The sequence below is a fragment of the Virgibacillus flavescens genome (genome assembly GCF_050574275.1).
GTDB lineage: Bacteria > Bacillota > Bacilli > Bacillales > Amphibacillaceae > Virgibacillus_F > Virgibacillus_F flavescens.
On sequence record NZ_CP192260.1, the window covers coordinates 3,405,094 to 3,424,325 of the forward strand.

19 protein-coding genes are annotated in these 19,232 nt (G+C 39.1%); 4 read left to right on the plus strand and 15 right to left on the minus strand.

Translation table 11 applies throughout. From position 1 onward, the window contains the following. Positions 1-423 precede the first annotated feature (423 nt). Both lepB and VBD025_RS17300 read right to left on the minus strand, forming a co-directional pair. A complete protein-coding gene (lepB, locus tag VBD025_RS17295; protein ID WP_430787755.1) occupies positions 424-975 on the minus strand; it encodes a signal peptidase I in 552 nt (183 codons plus the stop codon). Between the two features lie 61 nt (positions 976-1,036). Then, positions 1,037-1,693, minus strand: coding sequence for a TVP38/TMEM64 family protein (locus VBD025_RS17300; protein WP_430787757.1), 657 nt, complete (start codon positions 1,691-1,693; stop codon positions 1,037-1,039). Between the two features lie 220 nt (positions 1,694-1,913). Between VBD025_RS17300 and VBD025_RS17305 the strand changes: the two genes are divergently transcribed. Further along, a complete protein-coding gene (locus VBD025_RS17305; protein WP_430787759.1) occupies positions 1,914-2,303 on the plus strand; it encodes a hypothetical protein in 390 nt (129 codons plus the stop codon). Here the strand turns inward: VBD025_RS17305 and VBD025_RS17310 are convergent. From VBD025_RS17310 to VBD025_RS17330, 5 genes are all read right to left on the minus strand, one after another. Then, positions 2,251-2,772: a competence protein ComK gene (locus tag VBD025_RS17310; protein ID WP_430787761.1), complete on the minus strand. Its 522-nt coding sequence runs from the start codon at positions 2,770-2,772 to the stop codon at positions 2,251-2,253. The two genes, VBD025_RS17305 and VBD025_RS17310, sit on opposite strands and share 53 nt — an antisense overlap. A 107-nt stretch (positions 2,773-2,879) precedes the next feature. After that, positions 2,880-3,023 carry a hypothetical protein gene (locus VBD025_RS17315; RefSeq protein WP_430787763.1) on the minus strand — a complete coding sequence of 48 codons (144 nt, stop codon included), beginning with the start codon at positions 3,021-3,023 and terminating at the stop codon, positions 2,880-2,882. Between the two features lie 242 nt (positions 3,024-3,265). Next, positions 3,266-4,807 (minus strand): fatty acid--CoA ligase family protein, encoded by a 1,542-nt coding sequence (locus VBD025_RS17320; protein ID WP_430787765.1) that lies wholly within the window; start codon positions 4,805-4,807, stop codon positions 3,266-3,268. A gap of 222 nt (positions 4,808-5,029) precedes the next feature. Further along, on the minus strand, positions 5,030-6,025 hold the full coding sequence (locus VBD025_RS17325) for a lipoate--protein ligase (protein WP_430787767.1): 996 nt from the start codon (positions 6,023-6,025) through the stop codon (positions 5,030-5,032). A 70-nt stretch (positions 6,026-6,095) separates the two neighbouring features. Further along, positions 6,096-6,836, minus strand: coding sequence for an MBL fold metallo-hydrolase (locus tag VBD025_RS17330; RefSeq protein ID WP_430787769.1), 741 nt, complete (start codon positions 6,834-6,836; stop codon positions 6,096-6,098). A gap of 98 nt (positions 6,837-6,934) precedes the next feature. On the opposite strand from VBD025_RS17330, the gene yhfH reads away from it, so the two are divergent. Together yhfH and pepF are read left to right on the plus strand one after the other, a co-directional pair. Next, positions 6,935-7,063 (plus strand): protein YhfH, encoded by a 129-nt coding sequence (gene yhfH / locus VBD025_RS17335; RefSeq protein ID WP_430787771.1) that lies wholly within the window; start codon positions 6,935-6,937, stop codon positions 7,061-7,063. 182 nt (positions 7,064-7,245) lie between these two features. Continuing rightward, on the plus strand, positions 7,246-9,057 hold the full coding sequence (pepF, locus tag VBD025_RS17340; protein WP_430787773.1) for an oligoendopeptidase F: 1,812 nt from the start codon (positions 7,246-7,248) through the stop codon (positions 9,055-9,057). A 46-nt stretch (positions 9,058-9,103) separates the two neighbouring features. Here the strand turns inward: pepF and hemY are convergent, their stop codons facing one another. The 4 genes from hemY to VBD025_RS17360 all read right to left on the minus strand — a co-directional run bounded on the left by hemY (position 9,104) and on the right by VBD025_RS17360 (position 14,767). Beyond that, positions 9,104-10,507, minus strand: coding sequence for a protoporphyrinogen oxidase (gene hemY, locus VBD025_RS17345; protein ID WP_430787775.1), 1,404 nt, complete (start codon positions 10,505-10,507; stop codon positions 9,104-9,106). Further along, positions 10,507-11,445 (minus strand): ferrochelatase, encoded by a 939-nt coding sequence (hemH, locus tag VBD025_RS17350; RefSeq protein WP_430787777.1) that lies wholly within the window; start codon positions 11,443-11,445, stop codon positions 10,507-10,509. The genes hemY and hemH overlap by 1 nt, the downstream gene beginning before the upstream one ends. A 25-nt stretch (positions 11,446-11,470) precedes the next feature. Continuing rightward, the gene (hemE, locus tag VBD025_RS17355) at positions 11,471-12,508 is read right to left on the minus strand and encodes a uroporphyrinogen decarboxylase (RefSeq protein WP_430787779.1); all 1,038 of its coding nucleotides are present in this window, start codon (positions 12,506-12,508) and stop codon (positions 11,471-11,473) included. Between the two features lie 99 nt (positions 12,509-12,607). After that, the gene (locus VBD025_RS17360) at positions 12,608-14,767 is read right to left on the minus strand and encodes a transglycosylase domain-containing protein (RefSeq protein ID WP_430787781.1); all 2,160 of its coding nucleotides are present in this window, start codon (positions 14,765-14,767) and stop codon (positions 12,608-12,610) included. 171 nt (positions 14,768-14,938) lie between these two features. On the opposite strand from VBD025_RS17360, the gene VBD025_RS17365 reads away from it, so the two are divergent. Next, entirely contained in the window at positions 14,939-15,439 is a 501-nt protein-coding gene (locus VBD025_RS17365) for an antibiotic biosynthesis monooxygenase family protein (protein WP_430787783.1), read from the plus strand. 295 nt (positions 15,440-15,734) lie between these two features. Here VBD025_RS17365 and VBD025_RS17370 read toward each other — a convergent pair. The 4 genes from VBD025_RS17370 to VBD025_RS17385 all read right to left on the minus strand — a co-directional run bounded on the left by VBD025_RS17370 (position 15,735) and on the right by VBD025_RS17385 (position 19,223). Further along, positions 15,735-17,095, minus strand: a protein-coding gene (locus VBD025_RS17370; RefSeq protein WP_430787785.1) for an IS3 family transposase whose coding sequence is annotated in 2 segments (ribosomal slippage) — positions 15,735-16,639 and positions 16,639-17,095 — 1,362 coding nt in all. Because the reading frame shifts where the segments join, the coding sequence is not laid out codon by codon here. Between the two features lie 488 nt (positions 17,096-17,583). Further along, complete coding sequence (locus VBD025_RS17375) at positions 17,584-18,066, minus strand: thioredoxin family protein (RefSeq protein WP_430787787.1); 483 nt, start codon at positions 18,064-18,066, stop codon at positions 17,584-17,586. Positions 18,067-18,079: 13 nt separating this feature from the next. Then, positions 18,080-18,499 carry a disulfide oxidoreductase gene (locus VBD025_RS17380; RefSeq protein ID WP_430787789.1) on the minus strand — a complete coding sequence of 140 codons (420 nt, stop codon included), beginning with the start codon at positions 18,497-18,499 and terminating at the stop codon, positions 18,080-18,082. An 85-nt stretch (positions 18,500-18,584) separates the two neighbouring features. Then, positions 18,585-19,223 (minus strand): response regulator, encoded by a 639-nt coding sequence (locus VBD025_RS17385; protein ID WP_430787791.1) that lies wholly within the window; start codon positions 19,221-19,223, stop codon positions 18,585-18,587. Between the last annotated feature and the right edge of the window lie 9 nt (positions 19,224-19,232).

The following is a 19,232-nucleotide window of genomic DNA, read 5'->3' on the forward strand; positions in this document are numbered from 1 at the left end:
AATGTATTTTTAAATAGACTTAGCTATCGAGTATGCACTTTATAGATCCGTGTCATCCATATTTTGTCTAGAGATTGGAGCGGATGACAGTCGACTCCTGCGGGAGGAAAGGCATCGGTGAGACCCCCGAGTGCGTCAGCACGAGGAGGCTCACCAGCCGCCCGCGGAAAGCGACTGTCAGCTGCGGAAATCTCGTGCTGTTACATCGCAGTTCGAGGAGGTATATCTTGTCGCAGTTTCCATCAATCATTTATAAAACATATTTCAAGTGCTGCAAGAACTATAGTTTATTGCATTCATCAAAAATATCTAGCTGCGAAAGTTGAGATATTAATAAAATCCCTACCTTCATTTTATCAAAGGTAGAGATTTTATTATACATTAAAGACATATACATTTTTTTGCTTATCCGATTGCGGATGGTTATTTTTCAAAGCCCATTTCTGTTTGAGAGATTGGCCAATACTTAATATCAACTTTACCTACTAACTGCTCCTCAGAAACAAAACCGTACGACCTGCTATCTAAGCTATTTGAGCGATTATCACCCATGACGAACAATTTACCTTCCGGGACAGTTGTTTTTCCAGTGACCTCAAGTAATGTGAAGTCCTTGGTAAATGGTCGATTCCTACTGTTTTCTTTGAACGAATCCAGAAAATCCTCTTTTACGTACTCACCGTTAATATATAGTTTGTCATCTTTATACATAACTTCATCGCCAGGCAGTCCAATCGCCCGCTTCACATAGTCTTCCTTTTTATTTGCATGGAAAACCACAATATCCATGCGATTCACGTCCTGTAATTCATATACTAACTTATTTACCATCATCAAGTTTCCGTCGTAAAGCGTTGGCTGCATTGACTTTCCATCCACTACGTAGCTAGTAAACAAAAACGCTTTGAAAACCAATGCTACTACTATTGCTAAGAATACAGCTGGTATAAACCGTTTATAATTAATTTTATTCATTGTTTTCACTCCAAGGTTATAATTCTATCATTACTTTACCCCGGAGATATTTTTTTAACCTTTAATTTTTTTCCAGTTCACGTGCTTCTTTCTCCATTGTTTTCTTTTGAATGCGTTTCTCGACATATTTACCAATTAACCAAAACGCTACAATACATGCTGCTACAACAATTGATTTTGTTGGATTTTGGGTAAATGAAGCGATGCTGGCTCCGACATATGCCATTGTGAAAACCATCACCGATTTCCCAAGAATTACAGCTAGTACAAATTGTTGCGTGCTGATTTTGGATAACCCAGCAACTACATTAATTATGGCGGATGGCGAAAAAGGGAAACACAATAACAAAAATAATGGACCGAATCCATGGCGTTCCAGCCAGGCAGTTACCTTTTTCACCTGTTTATTCCTTCGAATTGCCTTGAATACTCGTTTGTCACCCAGGCTGCGAATAAGCAGGAACACACATACAGCTCCTACACTCGAACCTGCCCAGGAAAGCAGAAACCCTTCCAATAAACCGTATGCAGCTGAATTCGCAATTACAAACACAACTAACGGTAAAAATGGCAGAAATGCTTCGAGGAATGGAAATAACAATCCAGGTACTGGCCCTAAACTTTCATAGTTATTTAACAGTTCTTTGATAAAATCATCTAACCTATCCTGTTCCACTAATAATTTAACGTTCTCTATACTAAAGTCCGATAATTTCATGCAGATGTCCCCTTATCCCGAAACAAGTACTCGTATATGTGTATATTCTAGTGTAACTATTTTTATTGTAATGTAAACTAATCTTTCTGCAAATAGAAAAAAATAATTCAGCTTCAATCTTTTCGTTTTACAAATTCCATAATTTATTAGTGTATTTTTTTGCAGAAGTATCATATAATAAAAATAGAACAAATGTTCGTTTTCGGAAGGAGGAATTCTTATGCGCTATCTTAATGAGGAAGAATTGCAGACAGCAACACGCTTTTTGTTTCTTTCGATGGCAATAGTGGTGATTCAACAGGATATTCAACATGTTCAACAGGGAGCTTTTAAAATTAAAGAACCTTACATTGCTCTTTTGGAAAAAATGATTTCGGAGGCACTTGAGGAGCGAAGAAAATTACGTCAAACTATGCACAAAAACAATATAAAAGTCGTGACATTAAATAAAAATGATTCGTTTTCATCGTTCCTGTTCTTATGTCAAAACCGGGAAGAAAAACGAAATTACTTTAATCCAGCTATCCGAAAAAAAGTGGAATCAATTGTTCAGGAACTCATGCATAAGGCTCTGCCACCATATCAGCACCCTGTCTCCGCAAATACTTAATGCGGTTATCCAGCAGGTAGCGGAACTGTGCGGTTCGCTGTATTTGGTTCAGCATAGAACCATAGGAGACATCGACGGTGATAGATTTACCATTTTTAAATAATATAGTTGTACAATTGCTGTCGTTCATGGAAACCTGATCAATGTGGGAGTGAGCAATCCAGGAGCATTTAGCGTTTACCGGTGAAATTGTTGGGAAGAAATACATGCCGCTGCTTGGATCAACCGCAATAGGTGCCTTATGCGTAATGTTCGAGATATCACGAGTTCCTTCTTGCCTCCCCTTAAGACTGGCACCAAAGGACTTGCAAGCAAAATCAATAAGTTTAGTTGGAGTAGGCTGAACAAAGAATTCTTCCTGCGTCTCAAGCACACAAGTGGGATGTGATTCTAATTTTCCGAGATCAGCCAGGATTGCCATGGTGAATGGAGTAATTTCATATGATGGTGTGTAATAGTTGTTACTCATTTCATCATCCTTTCGTCTGTAGAACGAAAAGAAAGAAGCTTGTATATAATTTACCAAACTTTTTGACAAAAAAATACAATTTTTTGAAAAAAGATACTAATTATTTTTTATTCTTCCTCTATTTTATTCTGGAAATCTCCTGTTTCTTCTATTTCCCCAGTTTCTGCTGAATCATCCGTACCGTTTATAACTTCTTGAAAATGAGGATTCAGGATAGTAAATGTCGGAATTTCTTCACTCTTTTTCTTCATATCTTAACACTCCTTTTAATTATAGTTTGGCGCTAAGGCAGAAGTTTCATACATAACCACTCCATGTACAAGTGAGATATCCTCTCCAAGTCATATTTTCGTAGTGTCTTTTATACTGTCGAACGATCCAAGAAACTCCTCAGTGAAAAACCGTCGTACCAATTGAAAATTAAAATAATCCGAACGAAGTCAAATAGCTCGTTCGGATTATGCTATATCAAATATACTTTTGCTTTTTTCGCTTATTTACTTTTTATTATAGTACGCAGGTTCTTTCGCAGTATTTTTCCAGTTGTATTTTTAGGCAATTCATCCAAAAACTCGATGGATTTAGGTACTTTGTATTTTGCTAAATGACTTTTACAAAACTCGATAAGTATATCCTCTTTTAAGGAAGGATCTTTTGAAACAACAAAACTAATAATTGCTTCCCCCGTATTCGAATCCGGTGTACCGACAACAGCAGCTTCAGAAATACTTGGATGTGTGTAAAGAACTTCTTCCACTTCTCTCGGATATACGTTAAATCCACCGACAATGATCATGTCTTTTTTACGATCCACGATATAGAAATATCCTTCATCATCCATTCGTGCCATGTCCCCGGTATAAAGCCAGCTATCTTTGAGTGCATGCGAAGTTTCTTCAGGCATTTTATAATAGCCTTTCATTATATTAGGACCTCTGACAATCAGTTCACCTACTTCACCAACAGGCACTTCTTCACCAAATTCATCAACTATTTTATTTTCAACATTGGAGATGCTTGTACCAATCGAACCAGGTTTTCTCGGGCGGTCAAGTGGATTAAAGCATGCAACTGGTGATGCTTCAGAAAGACCATATCCTTCTGAAATACTTACCTGGAAAGACTGCTCAAACTGTTTAAGCAATGCTACTGGCATTGATGCACCTCCACTGATGCACAACCGGATCGTGGAAAAACAATCCTCATAACCGTTCATGCTTTGCAGAAGATAATTGTACATCGTAGGCACTCCAGCAAAAACAGTTGCAATTTCTTCTTTAGCTATCCGAAAGACTTCCTGCGGTGAAAATGATGGAACAATCAGGATTGTACCACCATTCATAAGTGGTGCATTTAGTGCGACTGTCAGACAAAACACATGAAACATTGGTAATGCTGCGATTACACGATCATCACTTGATATAGTCAAATAATCTGCAACATCCTTTGCGTTCGAAAAAAGGTTTTTATGTGTAAGCATGGCCCCTTTTGGGTTTCCGGTTGTACCCGATGTATACAAAATAATTGCCACTTCATCTTCTTCAAGAGAAGGTGCATCGAAATTAAGACTTCCCTCCGCAACTAGTTTTGAAAACGATTTCATTTTTGGCAGGATTGAATATTCATCAAATGAAATGTCCTTACCAGACTCACAGGATATATAATGTTCTACGCTTGAAAGTTGTTCCGCCATCGCTTCAAATTTTTCCATCAGAATATCCATTGTAATAACAGCTTTTACATCGCCATTTTTCAAAATATACGTCATTTCACTTGCGGTATACAAAGGATTAATCGGAATAACTACTGCACCTAAACGCAGTGCGCCATATAAACCTATCACGTAATATGGACTATTTCCCACTACCAGTGCAATATGGTCTCCTTTTTCATAACCCAAATCACGCAACCGTGATGCAAATTTTGTGATTGCCCCATCTAACTCCTTATATGTCGTAGATTTCCCCTCAAATACATATGCCGGTTTCTCTGGTGACTGTTTCGTTATCTCTGTTAATTGATTACTTAGATTCACTTTTGTGCCTCCCCGATTCCTAGTCTATATGAATGAATAGTCATTCATTTTTACCTTAAAATTCATATTAATTATAAAATACAGACAAATTAATAGCAAGTCTAAATTATCTGTAAAAGCTACACGGTTTAGTTACAAAAAGAGGCAAAGTGGACATTTTTGCATGTCCACTTTGCCTTTACAATTAAATTCGTAATCCTGAAAAGAATTTATTATTGAGTATTAGTAGATTAAGTTAATGAAATCTTCTTTTGAAATTTTGCCTAGGTAATGTGGAATGTCAACATTTTCAAGTGCATCTTCAATTGCTTTCCGCTCGTGGCGTACTCCAGTTAACTTTTCTTCCACTTCCCCAACATTTCCAAGTCCGAAGAAGTCACCATAAATTTTACAGTTTTCAATGATTCCTTTTTTAACTTCCAGTCGAACATCGACAAGACCAGAATCAAATTTGTGTGAAGCTTTTGTATTGAATTTCGGTGATTTACCAAAGTTCCAATCCCAGTTCTGGTAACGTTCTTTCGATATCTGATGAACATTTTCCCAATCCTGTTCCGTTAACTCATAACGTGGGACATCTTTCACGTCCTCCACGTCGAAGATATATCGAAGAATTAGATCTTTAAATTCCGCCATCTCTACTTTTTCTTCCAGGAATTCAGAAATGTTTGCAACACGGCTGCGAATAGATTTAATACCCTTTGATTCAATTTTTTCTTTCTTTACGTTCAATGCAGCAACAACATGCTCAATTTCCGAGTCAAACATTAGTGTACCATGACTAAACATACGACCTTTCGTAGAAAACTGTGCGTTTCCAGAAATTTTACGTCCATCAGCTAAAAGATCATTTCGTCCCTTCAATTCTGCTGGTACCCCAAGCTTATTCAAAGCTTCTACAACAGGTTTCGTGAACTTCGCAAAATTATGGAAGCTCTCTCCATCATCCTTGGTAATAAAACTAAAATTCAGATTGCCCTCATCGTGATAAACTGCTCCACCACCTGAAAGACGCCGCACTACTTTTATTCCATTTTTATCCACATACTCAGTGTTAATCTCTTCCACTGAGTTCTGATTTCTTCCAATAATAATAGAAGGCTTGTTTATGTAAAACAATAGATATGTATCTGTTTCACCAAAGTTTTGTAACACATACTCTTCAAGTGCTAGATTAATTGCAGGATCTGTGATTCCTTTATTATCAATAAATTTCATACTAATTTGACCTCCCAATCGTTTTTTATCCATCTTTAATTGTAATCGAAAGAGCGCTTTCAATCAAAAGTTATATCCTATTTTTCTCCCATACCCGACCCGTTTCTGCTAGTTCGATTTTCCCCGTAAAATATTTCTGCGCTTCCAGAACTAAATCATTTCTATCACCATATTGCGGAAGATGGCTCAACATCAGTTCACCAACATTTGCTCTGCTGGCTATAGTTGCACCTTCTTTACTGTTCATGTGTCCGGCAGCTGATCCGTCCTGGCTTTCGTAAAAGTTACAATCGGTTATTAATAGGTCTGCTTCTTTTGCAAAATCATTCCACTCTTCTTTATACGAGGTGTCAGCTGTATAAACAATAACATCTTCTCCGTCGGTGATCCTCATTCCGTAACACGGAACAGGATGATTTGTTTTTAAAAATGTGATTACAAATGGCCCTACATGGAGCTCCTTACCCGGATCGTATGAAATTCCTTCTGTACATTGATGGGTTAAGGTCTCAAATTTATCCTTATTTTCCTTATGGCCATAAATAGGCAAGATTTCTTTTTCTTCACGAAGATAACTATGGACAAGCCATGCATACTGCAGCACACCAATGTCAGCAATGTGATCATGGTGGTAGTGTGATAAAACGACTGCATCGATTTCCATTACATGCTTATACTTCTGCACTGTTGATAACGCTCCACTTCCAACATCAATGAGTAGTGAAAAATCATCTTTTTCCAGCAGATACGCTGATGTTGCCCCTCCTTCAGCGGGATAACCACCCCAAAACCCAATTACGGTACACTTCATTAGTTAAACACCTCTTTTTTGAATTTGTTGTAACACACCGTTGACTACTTTCATACTGTTATAGTACAATACACGTATTAAGTTAAAGGAGGATACACATGAAAAACGTCGTTGAATTTTTTAGATCCTTACCAAAGAAAAAGTGCCAAGATTGCGGAAATGACATGCTTGAACTGGCAGATTGTTATGGTAATCTATGTGACGAATGTGATCATCCAGCAAGATAAAACAAGAGAATGATTTCTACACTGTACTATAACATATCCAATTATATTAACTATAAAACAGCTGATTTCTTAGCTGTTTTTTCTTTATATAGAAATATTTAGAAATTAAAACATATCATTCAGAATAGAATTGATTTATACTTATTTTAAAGTTCCGATCTATTATTGGGAGGGGTTACAGGATGAATACAAAAACGAGAAGATTGAAACGAAATGAGGTCCCTAAAGAAAACACATGGGATCTGACTGATCTTTTTGCTTCCAGAAAAGACTGGGAGACCGCACTCAGAGAAGTTCAACAAGAGATCATTAATGTGACACAATATAAAGGTCAGTTAGCAGCAAGTGCTTCTGTTTTATCAGAATGCTTAGCAGCACTTGAAGATTACGAGAAAAAAATCATCCGAGTGGCTACATATGCAAGTTTACGAGCTAATGCTGATGGTTCTGATTCAGAATATCAATCAGACGCCGCTAGAGTATCTGCCGTATTAGCACAAATCGGGGCAAAGCTTTCATTTGTTGAATCAGAGTTATTGACACTTTCAACAGATACCATTCAGCAATTTCTTGATGAAAAAGCGGAATTGCAGCCTTATAAAAAAATGCTCCACGATATCGTTGAGAAAAAAGCGTATACGTTATCCCCTGAAATAGAGGAAACACTAGCAGCACTTGGCGAGGTACATAGCGCTCCATACATGATTTATCAACGCAGCAAATCATCCGACATGGAATTCGCACCGATCACTGCAAATGATGGTGAAGAACTTCCAATGTCAGCTGCACTCTATGAAGATCGTTATGAACTATCGGCAGACACTGAGGTTCGGAGAAAAGCTTATGATTCATTTGTGAAAACATTAAACCAGTACAAACACACATACGCAGCAACCTACGCAACAGAAGTAACAAAGCAGGTAACCATGTCAAGGCTGCGTTCCTACGATTCAGTTACAGATATGTTATTGCATAAACAGCAGGTTACTACTGAAATGTACCATAATCAGCTGGATATTGTTCAAGAAGAGCTAGCACCGCATATGCGCAAATTTGCCGAATTGAAAAGAAATGAACTAGGATTAGAAAGTCTGCATTACTGTGATTTAAAAGCGCCGCTAGACCCAAATTTCAATCCTGAAACCACATATGAAGAAGCAACTTCTACTATTTTAGATGCACTTAGTGTTATGGGAGACGAATACAGTGAAATCATGAAGAAAGGTATCAATGACCGCTGGGTGGATTTGGCGGACAATGTTGGGAAAGCTACCGGTGCTTTCTGCTCCAGTCCTTATGGCGTTCATCCCTACATTCTAGTTACCTGGACAGGTAATATGCGTGGGGCATTTATACTGGCACATGAACTCGGTCATGCAGGACATTTTTATTTAGCAGGTGAAAACCAGTCGCTTGTAAACACACGTCCATCCACTTATTTCGTTGAAGCGCCGTCGACATTAAATGAACTGCTTCTAGCAGAACATCTTATGAATAAAACGAATGATAAGCGAATGAAACGGTGGGTTATTACTCAATTACTGGGAACCTATTATCATAATTTTGTCACGCATTTATTAGAAGGTGAATTCCAGCGCCGCGTCTACAAGCTCGCCGAAGAAGGAACACCATTAACTGCTTCCATATTGAGTCAGCAAAAACGTGAAGCACTGGAAAACTTCTGGGGAGACAGTGTTATATTTGATGAAGGTGCAGGGTTAACATGGATGCGTCAGCCGCATTACTATATGGGCTTATATCCTTACACGTATTCTGCCGGATTGACTGTTTCAACAGCTGTAGCGAAGAAAATACAGGAAGAAGGTCAGCCAGCAGTTGACCGATGGATTGATGTACTGAAAGCTGGCGGTACGATGCCACCACTTGAGCTTGCTAAAATGGCAGATGTCGATATGTCAAAACCAGATGCCATTCGCACCGCTGTAAATTACATTGGTACACTAGTAAATGAGTTGGAAAAGACATACGAGTAGTCCGTTCACTTAAATCAAAAGGAACTCACAAATTGTGAGCTCCTTTTTAATTACGCAAAAATTCCAAGACATTTGCCACAGCTTTTTCCCCTTGATCAATACAGTCCGGTACACCGACACCTTCGTACGAGCTGCCTGCAAGATAAACGCCTGGCAGTGCCTCATCCATCGCGTCCCTTACATTTGCCAACCGCTCCGTATGACCCACTGTATATTGGGGGCGAGCATTTTTCCAGCGGGTTATCACACTGAACTTCGGTTCCTGATCAATCTTCATTATCTTACTTAAGTCTTTTAACACAATTGCTTTGATTTCTTCATCAGAAAGATCCACCACGTCCTGATCAGTAGGACGCCCTAAATAACATCTGAGTAAAACGTTGCCCGCAGGCGTTGTCTCTGGCCACTTCTTGTGTGTCCAGGTACACGCAGTAATACGGAAATCACTATTCTTCGCCACCAAAAATCCAGTTCCATCAATATCTTTCTTTATCGCTGATTGGTCAAATGCCATTGCGACGTTCGCAACAGACGTAGCAGGAACTGAATCAAATTCATGAAAGAAATCATATTGGCTGAAAATTTTAGGTAATGTAAGGTGCTGCGTGGCCATTACAACAGCGTCTGCTTTAAACACTTCACCATTACTTAATAGGAGATGATAGCCATGTTCCTTTTTCTCGATATGATCAACTGCGGTATTTAGTGTTACAGTGTTATCTTCCAGTCTTTGCTCTATTCCGTTTACGAGTGACTCAAACCCACCCTTGAACGAATAAAACATTCCAGGATTTTGCTTTTTCGATCCGGTTGTTTTGGGCAGTGTTTTATCTAGGCCTTTAATAAGACTTCCGTGCTTTTGTTCTAATTGGTAAAAGTTCGGAAATGTCGCCATTAAACTCATATCGTCAATGTCGCCCGAATAGATCCCGGACAACAACGGGTCAATTAAATTATCAACAAGTTCATTGCCAAACCGGTGCCTGAAAAATCCACCTAACGATTGGTCTTCCTTCTTCTTGCTTTTTGGCAGAACATAATCAAGCCCCGTCCGCATCTTTCCTTTTATTGAAAATAATGGCGAAAACAGAAGTGGACGTTTCGTTCTTGGTATACCCATGTGGAATCCACGTGGTATTTTATGTAATTTATTTTTCACTAAAATGTAAGCCTGACCGGTACTGTTTCGCACTAGCTGATCGTCCAGCCCAACTTCTGCTGCCAATTTAACGGCTGGTGTCTTTCTGGATAGAAATGAGTCTGGTCCTCTTTCAATCGTAAATCCATCTTTTTTCTCTGTACGAATGATACCACCTAATCGATCACTTGCTTCAACCAGTTTCACTTGATAAGGAAGGTTTTGTTCGCGAATTTCTTTTTGCAAATAGTAAGCGGCAGATAAACCTGTTATCCCGCCGCCAACAATCACAATATTTTTAGATGTATGCACTAAACATCACGCCTTACCTGTTTTAAAACAACTTCACCTAATGTCGCAATGAAATCAGGATGCACGTTAGGCATTTCTGGGCGATGATAGTTTGCTCCAAGTTCATCGCAAACTACTTTACATTCATAATCATTGTCAAATAAGACTTCCAGATGATCTGCTATAAATCCTACTGGTGCATAGACAAACGAACGGTATCCTTTTTCGTTGTATAAGTCTCTAGTCAGGTCCTGTACATCTGGTCCAATCCATGGATCTGGTGTATTCCCTTCACTCTGCCATCCGATTTCATAGTTTCTAATGCCTGTTGCATTGGAAATTAATCGAGCGGTTTCTTTTAACTGTTCCGGATACGGATCACCATTTTGAAGAATTTTCTCTGGTAAACTATGTGCTGAAACAATGAGTACTGCTTTTTCTTTTTCTTCAGTTGGCATAGCATCGTAAACAGTCTTAATCTGATTTGCCCAATAGTTAATAAATCCAGGCGCATCATACCAGCTTTCGACTGATGTAATAGTAAGATTACCTTGTTTTTCTGCTTCATCGTTCGCACGTTTATTATATGACTTAACGCTGAATGTTGAATAGTGTGGGGCAAGTACGATTGATACTGCTTCTTCTATTCCGTCATTTGCCATTTGTTCCACTGCATCTTCAATAAACGGCTCGATGTGTTTCAGTCCAATATAAACATGAAATTCATAGTCATCCTGTACTTTATTAAGCTCGGATCCTAATGCATTAGCTTGTTCATCTGTGATTCTTGCAAGTGGAGATATTCCTCCAATTGCCTTGTACCGATCAGTCAAATCCTGAAGCATCTCAGGTGATGGCTGACGGCCACGTCTGATATGTGTGTAATATCGTTCAATGTCCTCTTCTTTGTACGGCGTACCATACGCCATAACCAATAATCCCATTTTTTTCTTTCCCATTTTCATACACCTCGGTTTAAAGTTCTTATTTCTTAGAGTAGTTATGGACTAATTCCGTTACCTTTTTGAGTGTAGCCGGATTTATTTCCGGTGTTACACCATGGCCCAAGTTAAATACATATCCTTGCTTGTCCTGCATACCCTGATCCAGCATTGCTTTGGTCCGTTCTTCAATCGTATCCCAGTCTGCCAGAAGAATAGCAGGATCCAAGTTGCCTTGCAGCACTTTTGATACGCCCATCTTTCTTGCTTCCTGAATGGATGTGCGCCAGTCCAGGCCAAGTACATCAACAGGAAGATCGTTCCATTCCATTAATAGGTGTCGCGATCCGATACCGAATAATATTAATGGCACCCCTTCTTTTTGCAGTTCCTTGAAGATATGCTGCATTGCAGGTTTAATAAAGATTCGATAGTCGGATTCGTTTAACGCACCAACCCATGAGTCAAATATCTGAATAGCTTTAGCTCCAGCATGGATCTGTGCTTTTGCATACGTAACAACCATGTCAGAGAGTTTGTCCATTAACGCAAACCAGGATTCAGGCTCTCGATACATGAATGCTTTTGTTTTATGATAATTCTTTGAAGGTCCACCTTCAATCATATAGCTCGCTAATGTGAATGGTGCGCCACTAAATCCAATTAAAGGCACACTTAATTGTTCTTCTGTCAGCAAACGGATGGTCTCAAGTACATATGGTACATCACTCGCTGGATTAATCTTTCCAAGCTTCTCAACATCTTGAAAACTTCTAATTGGATTATGAATAACCGGACCGATGTTTTTCTTGATTTCAACGTCGACACCAAGAGCAGGTAGTGGTGACATTATATCTTTATACAAAATGGCTGCATCCACACCATAGTTTTCAACTGGCAAGCGTGTAACATACGCACACAGCTCAGGCTGATGTGTTATTTCAAACAATGAATATTTCTTTTTAATTTCTCGGTATTCTTCTTGTGAACGCCCTGCCTGTCGCATAAACCATGCAGGGACATGATCTGTTTTTTCACCATTATAGGCTCTAATTATTGTATCATTCATTTGCTTTAACATTTTTTCCACCCTTTTTAACAGCATAAATTCTACTATATACTATATCGATTTCCTATTAGGCTGTATAGCAAAGCAGTTTGATTGTCATGAATTTGTCGATTACAGTTCTATTTTCACTGTATTTGACTTAGCACCTTCCACCTTAGTCAGTGGATTATATGGAACAACATAGTACCTGGTTGTTTTAAATAACGGGAGATCGTCAATGATAAATTCAGATTGACCTTCTACTTCACCTATTCGTTTATCAATTCCTGCCTGTTCTTCATAGATGCGGTACATAACTCGATCATCATCCGATTTGGACCACGTTAGCTTTCCTTTTACGAAAGAAAATCCTCCAAACACGTAGTTTGCTTCGAGCTGCACCATACCTGGCATTTCGACAGGCGCTGGAAGCGGTTCGACATTTTTTGGTTTCGTAAACGTTTTAGACAAATTCTTTTGTTCGTCGACCTCAGATAAAATGGCTTTCGTCAGCATCGTTGGGTATGCACTGCCATCAGTCAGGAAATGGTCTTTGTCTGAACGGTCAAAGCCCATCCACGTTGCACTTACATATTCAGGCGTATATCCAACGAACCAGGCGTCCTTATACTCCCCATTAACAAGCGGGTGTTGCGTTGACCCTGTTTTTCCGGCCAGTGCTTTCTCGAACTCCCCCGCTTCGGCAGTACCATTCTCCACCACATTAATTAGCATTTCAGTCATGTTCCATGCGACTTGATTGCTGAATACCTGTTTTTCCTTTTGTTCTTCAGTAGTTATCTCTTTATTCTGTTTGTCATAGATACGGTTGATTGTATGTGACTCCATAAACTTTCCGCCATGCACAAATGGACGATAGCTTTCCATCATGTTGATCGGGGTTATGCCATTTGATAAACCACCAAGCGCAATAGCAAGTCCTTTATCCTGAATATCAATATTCATTTTTTCTAAAAATGACTTAGAATAACTGATTCCAATGGCATCCAGTAACCACACTGCTGGAGCATTTTTTGAAACACGCAAAGCTTCAAAAACCGAAACAGCTCCGTCGTATTTATCTACAACATTTTCAGCAGTGTACCCCTCGTAGCTGACCTTCTGATCCGGTATAAGCGAATACGGACTATACTCTTCCTTCATTAATGCTGGACCATAAACAGCTACCGGCTTAATCGTTGAACCAGGCTGGCGCTGAACAGTAATTCTGTTCAGATTTCCTAATTCGTACGCCCGTCCACCAATTGCAGCAACAATCGCCCCCTCAGACTCATTCATCATCACAAAAGCACCTTGTGCACCTGCCGTATTGCCCGGAAAGTACGTATCATTCTTAAACTGGTTATACGCTATTTGTTGAATATTCGTATCTATCCCGACAACAATGCGGTAACCACCACGCTGTAATTCATCCACCGAAAGCTGATAGACTTCAGAAGCTTCTTTCATTACTAAATCAACGTAACTATCAACCCACGGATTTTCTTTTTCTTTTTGAATGTTCAAGCCAAGTGTTTTACCTTTCGTCTGGACAAGCGTTTCTGCGGAAATCTTATCAGTCTGCCGCATCGCGTTCAGGACCACATTACGTCTCGTTAAAGCCTTCTTCGGATGATTAATTGGTGAGTAGCCGTTCGGAGCTTTTGCCAAACCTGCAAGGAGCGCACCTTCGCTAAGTGTTAAATCTTCAACCGATTTAGAGAAAAACAACTGTGATGCTTCTTCTATTCCGTACACACCGGCTCCGAAATAAATTTCATTCAAATACATTTCAAGAATGTGTTCTTTCGTGAATTCTCTTTCCAAATAAATAGCGGCCATAACTTCTTTCGTTTTTCTCATCCAGGTTTTATCATTGTGCAGAAAAAGATTTTTCGCTAACTGCTGTGTAATTGTACTTGCACCTTCCACCTTGGCAAAAGCGATAATATCTTTGTATACCGCTCTTGCAACTGATTGAAAATCGATGCCGGAATGGCTGTAAAACCGACGATCTTCAATAGCCACAAATGCTTCCTGCACATGCTCTGGGATCTGTTCAATCGAGACAATCGTTCTATTTTCATTATATAATTCAGCTATTACTTCACCGTCCGTTGTTTCAATTGTGGTCGTTGCATCCAGTATTAACGCTTCTTCGTTAACTACCAGCTTTCCACCAAAAATAATAACTAAATATCCAGCGATTCCTAAACATATACTAAGTATAATCAGCAAAATAATTTGTTTTATCGTTAAGACGGGATTTCGTGCTTTCTTCTTCTTATTCATTATCTGCTTGTTCACCTCTGCACATGATCGTAAAAATCCAATCACACATACAGTATACGACAGTTTTCAACAATCTGAAAGTGATACAGTTTATATCAATTATCGTTTATTTTTGATTAATATTGGATGAAACGGTAATATGAAAGAGACATTGTGAAAGGGGATACAAATATGGATGCATATATGACAAACGGCACATTAGAATTTATAAAAAAACTGGTCGCTAAACATCCGCAGATTGACTTCCATCTCATGAGTAGTGGAAATGGCACACTAGCCTATTATGAAAACAACAGTGAAAACGTTTTTGCTTCAGGAAGAGGCTTCGAGGTGATAATGGATAATGGGAAAATCGAAGAAAAGGGCTTCGTCGTAATGAACAATATAACTGTTACGGATGATGGGAGAACTGTTTTTGAAGATCGTTTTAAACAACGAAACGCATCAGTAGATTCTTCACCTGGATTTCAGGCATTCCGGTTACTTCGTCCTAAAAGCGGAAACACATACATTGTATTAACACAGTGGGCAACGGTCGAAGACTTTGATAATTGGAAGAAGTCCGATGCCTTTAAAAAACAACATCCAAATGGAGTAGGCGACACAAAGCCACCTGCTTTTTTTGCAGATAAGCCATTTTTAACAATGTACAATATGGTAAATCCTGATTAATGATTACAAATTAGAAAAACTCGTCATTCGCCTCGTCTTTAATAGCGAATGACGAGTTTTTACTTATTCCTCAATTATCGCAGAATAAAATAAGGTGATTCTCCCAGGAATAGTTGAATATCTCGCAATCCATTTTCGTAGTGACACAAAATCTCTATACTGCGAAGTAAATTTATTACCAAGAAATGTTCTAAAGCCGTCGTCCAGGATCGCTGCGGGCGGATGCTTTCCGCGGGCACGGCTTCAGTCTCCTCGAGAACCTGAAGTGACCCCGAAAAGTTGGACAGATTTTTCGTTAAGCTGCTTGTTGGGAAAGAGTTCGGTATTGAATCGGACTCTTTCCTTTTAATTTTGTTTTTATTCGTTTGTTATTATAGTAATCCATATATTCTACTAGCTCTTGTTTGAAGTGATCTATGCTTTCAAATTGGTTGAGATAAAGAAATTCAGATTTCATAATTCCGAAGAAATTTTCAATAACGGCGTTGTCATAACAGTTTCCTTTTCGTGACATACTTTGTGTGATGCCACGTTCCTCTAGAGCTTGGCGGTATTTTTTCATCTGGTAGTGCCACCCCTGATCCGAGTGGATAATCAGTTCATCATTATCCGTGATGCGCTCCAAAGACGCTTCTAACATGTCGGAGACTAGGGAGTAGGTTGGTCTAGAACCAATCGTGTAGGAGATAATTTCGCCATTAAATAAATCAAGAACAGGAGATAAGTAAAGTTTCTCTCCGAATAATTTAAATTCTGTAATGTCGGTCACCCATTTTTCATTTGGTTTTTCCGCCTTGAAATCGCGATTTAAGATATTGGGAGCAGTCTTACCAACTTTGCCCTTATACGAACGGTATTTCTTTATGCGAACAAGGCTTTTCAAGCCTAACGCCTTCATTAATCGCTGCACTTTTTTGTGATTCACTAGGTATCCCTTATTTGCTAATTCTAATTGAATGCGACGATAGCCATACCGTCCATCATGTTCATGATAAATCGATTGGATCAATGACTTTAATGTGGTATCTTTGTCAGCTCGATTAAATGTTTTTACCCAGTAGTAGTAGGTACTCCGCGGAATACCTGCCAACTTTATAAGTTTTTTTACCGCGAATTCGACCCTTAGTTCATAGACTACTTTCGCTTTGTCTTGTTTGGTGATTTTTCCTTGTTTTGAACTAAGGCTCTCAACTTTTTTAGATAGGCATTCTCCATACGCAAGTGTTCCAGTTCTTTTTGCATTTCCTCTATAGGATCCTTAGCAGGTTTTTCATTCTTCGAATTTTTCTTTTGATGTGCTGTCATATGGGGATTCCCCTTCCGTGTTGGTTTAAGGGCATCGAATCCACCAGTCTCCCACTTTTTCTTCCACTTCCGAACCATAGCAGGATCAGGAATGTGGAAGATCGCCGATGCCTCTCGAAGAGAGAAATTCTTCTCTTCAATAAACGTAATTATATCTAGCTTAAAGGCTGGCGTATAGTTTGTATAGGGAAATTGAAAAGCTTGATTTCCATGATACTCATATAATTTTACCCAATAGCGTAATACAGATTCGTCAATCCCGCTTTCTTTCGCTAAGCCCCGATAACTATAACTCTCTTTTATATAACGTTGCACAACATCGTGTTTTTCCTTCTCTGTCATCTTTCTCATCCAGGCACCTCCTATTGTTAATTGGGTGTCCAACTATAGGGGTGCACTGCAACCCCACTCTGCGGGGCCTTCAGACTCGTGCTGTTCCCGCTGGAGTCACCGCCCTCCGCTCACCAGGACTGGTAAAGCTGTTTATGTCTTTGTTTTTTTAAACTAGAACATGTAGAAATAGCATAGCCGTGCTATCAGGGTAGCAGTTAATAAATCTGCGACATCCATATTTTGTCTAGAGATTGGAGCGGATGGCAGTCGACTCCTGCGGGAGGACAGGCATCGGTGAGACCCCGGAGTGCGATAGCACGAGGAGGCTCACCAGCCGCCCTAAGGTGCGCGACTGCCATCTGCGGAAATCTCGTTGCTGTCATATCGTAGCATTCTCAAAGTGGTAAGTTATTTCGCAGTTTCCATCTACTACGACAAAAGTAACTAATAGCTTATACATTCTTATCTTTTAAAAAACCGAGCACTCTGCCCGGTTTTTTAAGTTCTTATTCCGCTAAGCCATTTTCTTTGAAAAATGCCCGCAGTGTTTCTTTAGTTTGTCCGCCGCTGATACGTGCTTGTTCTTCTCCGTTTTCAAAATGGATAAGAGTTGGAGTGCCATCAATATTGTACGTATTCCATGCATCTTTAAACTCTAATACGTTAAGTTTCTTTACATCAATCCCAAGCTCGTCCGCTAAAGGAACAAGTTCAGGTGTTGTACGCTGACAGTGTGGACACGTAGGATCGTAAAAATAGACCGTTACAGCCTCTCCGCTTTCAATCTTTTCACTTAGTTCATCTGGTAAAATCTGATTTTGGTAATTCGGGTCATCCAGCTGATCAATCGTCGCCTGATGCAGCTCACTTTTACCGTATGGGTTATCGCTATCCCCAATCGCCTGATTATTTTTATATTGAATCACAAAGTAAAGTGCAGCAAATAAAACAACTAGCACTACTATAAAAAGCAACATCTTTTTTTTCACCGTTTATTTCCCCCTATTTTTGTTTAATTAACAGAATGTGAAGTACAAAAATCACGATAAACGCAGTACCTGCTAAAAAAGGAATGGTAACAAAACCAAAATAATTAATATATTGCGTCGTACAAGGTATGAGTCCACACGCTCCAGCTGTATCCTGCAGTGCTGGCAGTTTTTGAATCAAATAATGATAAGTGGATACAAAAATGCCAATTCCGCTTAAAATAAGTCCAGGAAAAGCCATGGACATATTCTTTCTTATCATTGCTGCTCCATAGATAATTACAAGTGGATACATTAATATCCGCTGAAACCAGCATAATTCACATGGAACATAATCCATTAGTTCCGAGAAAAACAAGCTCCCTAGCATTGCTAGTAAACTCTGGGCCCAGATAAGAAAAATTAGCGTTTCGCTTTTTTTAGAATGATTCATATATATGTATACTCCTTCATTAAAAAGATACATAGATAGTATACAATTCTAATCTTAAAAAAACAAAAAAGAGGACTGCAATTTGCTAATCCTCTGACGAAATTAGGTTATTTCTGTGAACATATACGGCTGCTTGCGTTCTGTCATGAACATCAAGTTTCCCCAAGATATTACTCACGTGAGTTTTCACAGTTTTAATTCCAATAAATAATTTTTCACTAATTTCCAGATTTGTCATCCCATTGCCAATACAGATCAAAACCTCCAGTTCCCGCTCGGTTAAATCATCATGCGCCTTATGTGAGGAAGAACGGAAAGTTGACATCATTCGACCAGCCACTTTAGGTTCAATAACATTTTCCCCTTTTGACGCTTTAATGATTGCAGTAACAATTTCATTTGCAGACGACGTTTTTAATAGATAACTAAATGCACCCGCTTCGATTGCTGGAAATACCTGTTTATCATCGTAAAAGCTTGTTAAAATAATAATCTTCGTATCTATCTCATGATCCGTGATCGTTCTTGTCGCATCAATACCACTTCCATTTTCCATCATCAGGTCCATTAACACAACATCCGGCTTTTCTTTTATAACCAGAGCAGCACCTTCGTTTCCATTTGATGCCTGCCCAACCACTTCAATTGCATCTTCGGTCTGCAGATACGATACAATCCCTTTACGGACAACATCATGGTCATCTACAACAACAACTCTTATCATTTTCTTCCT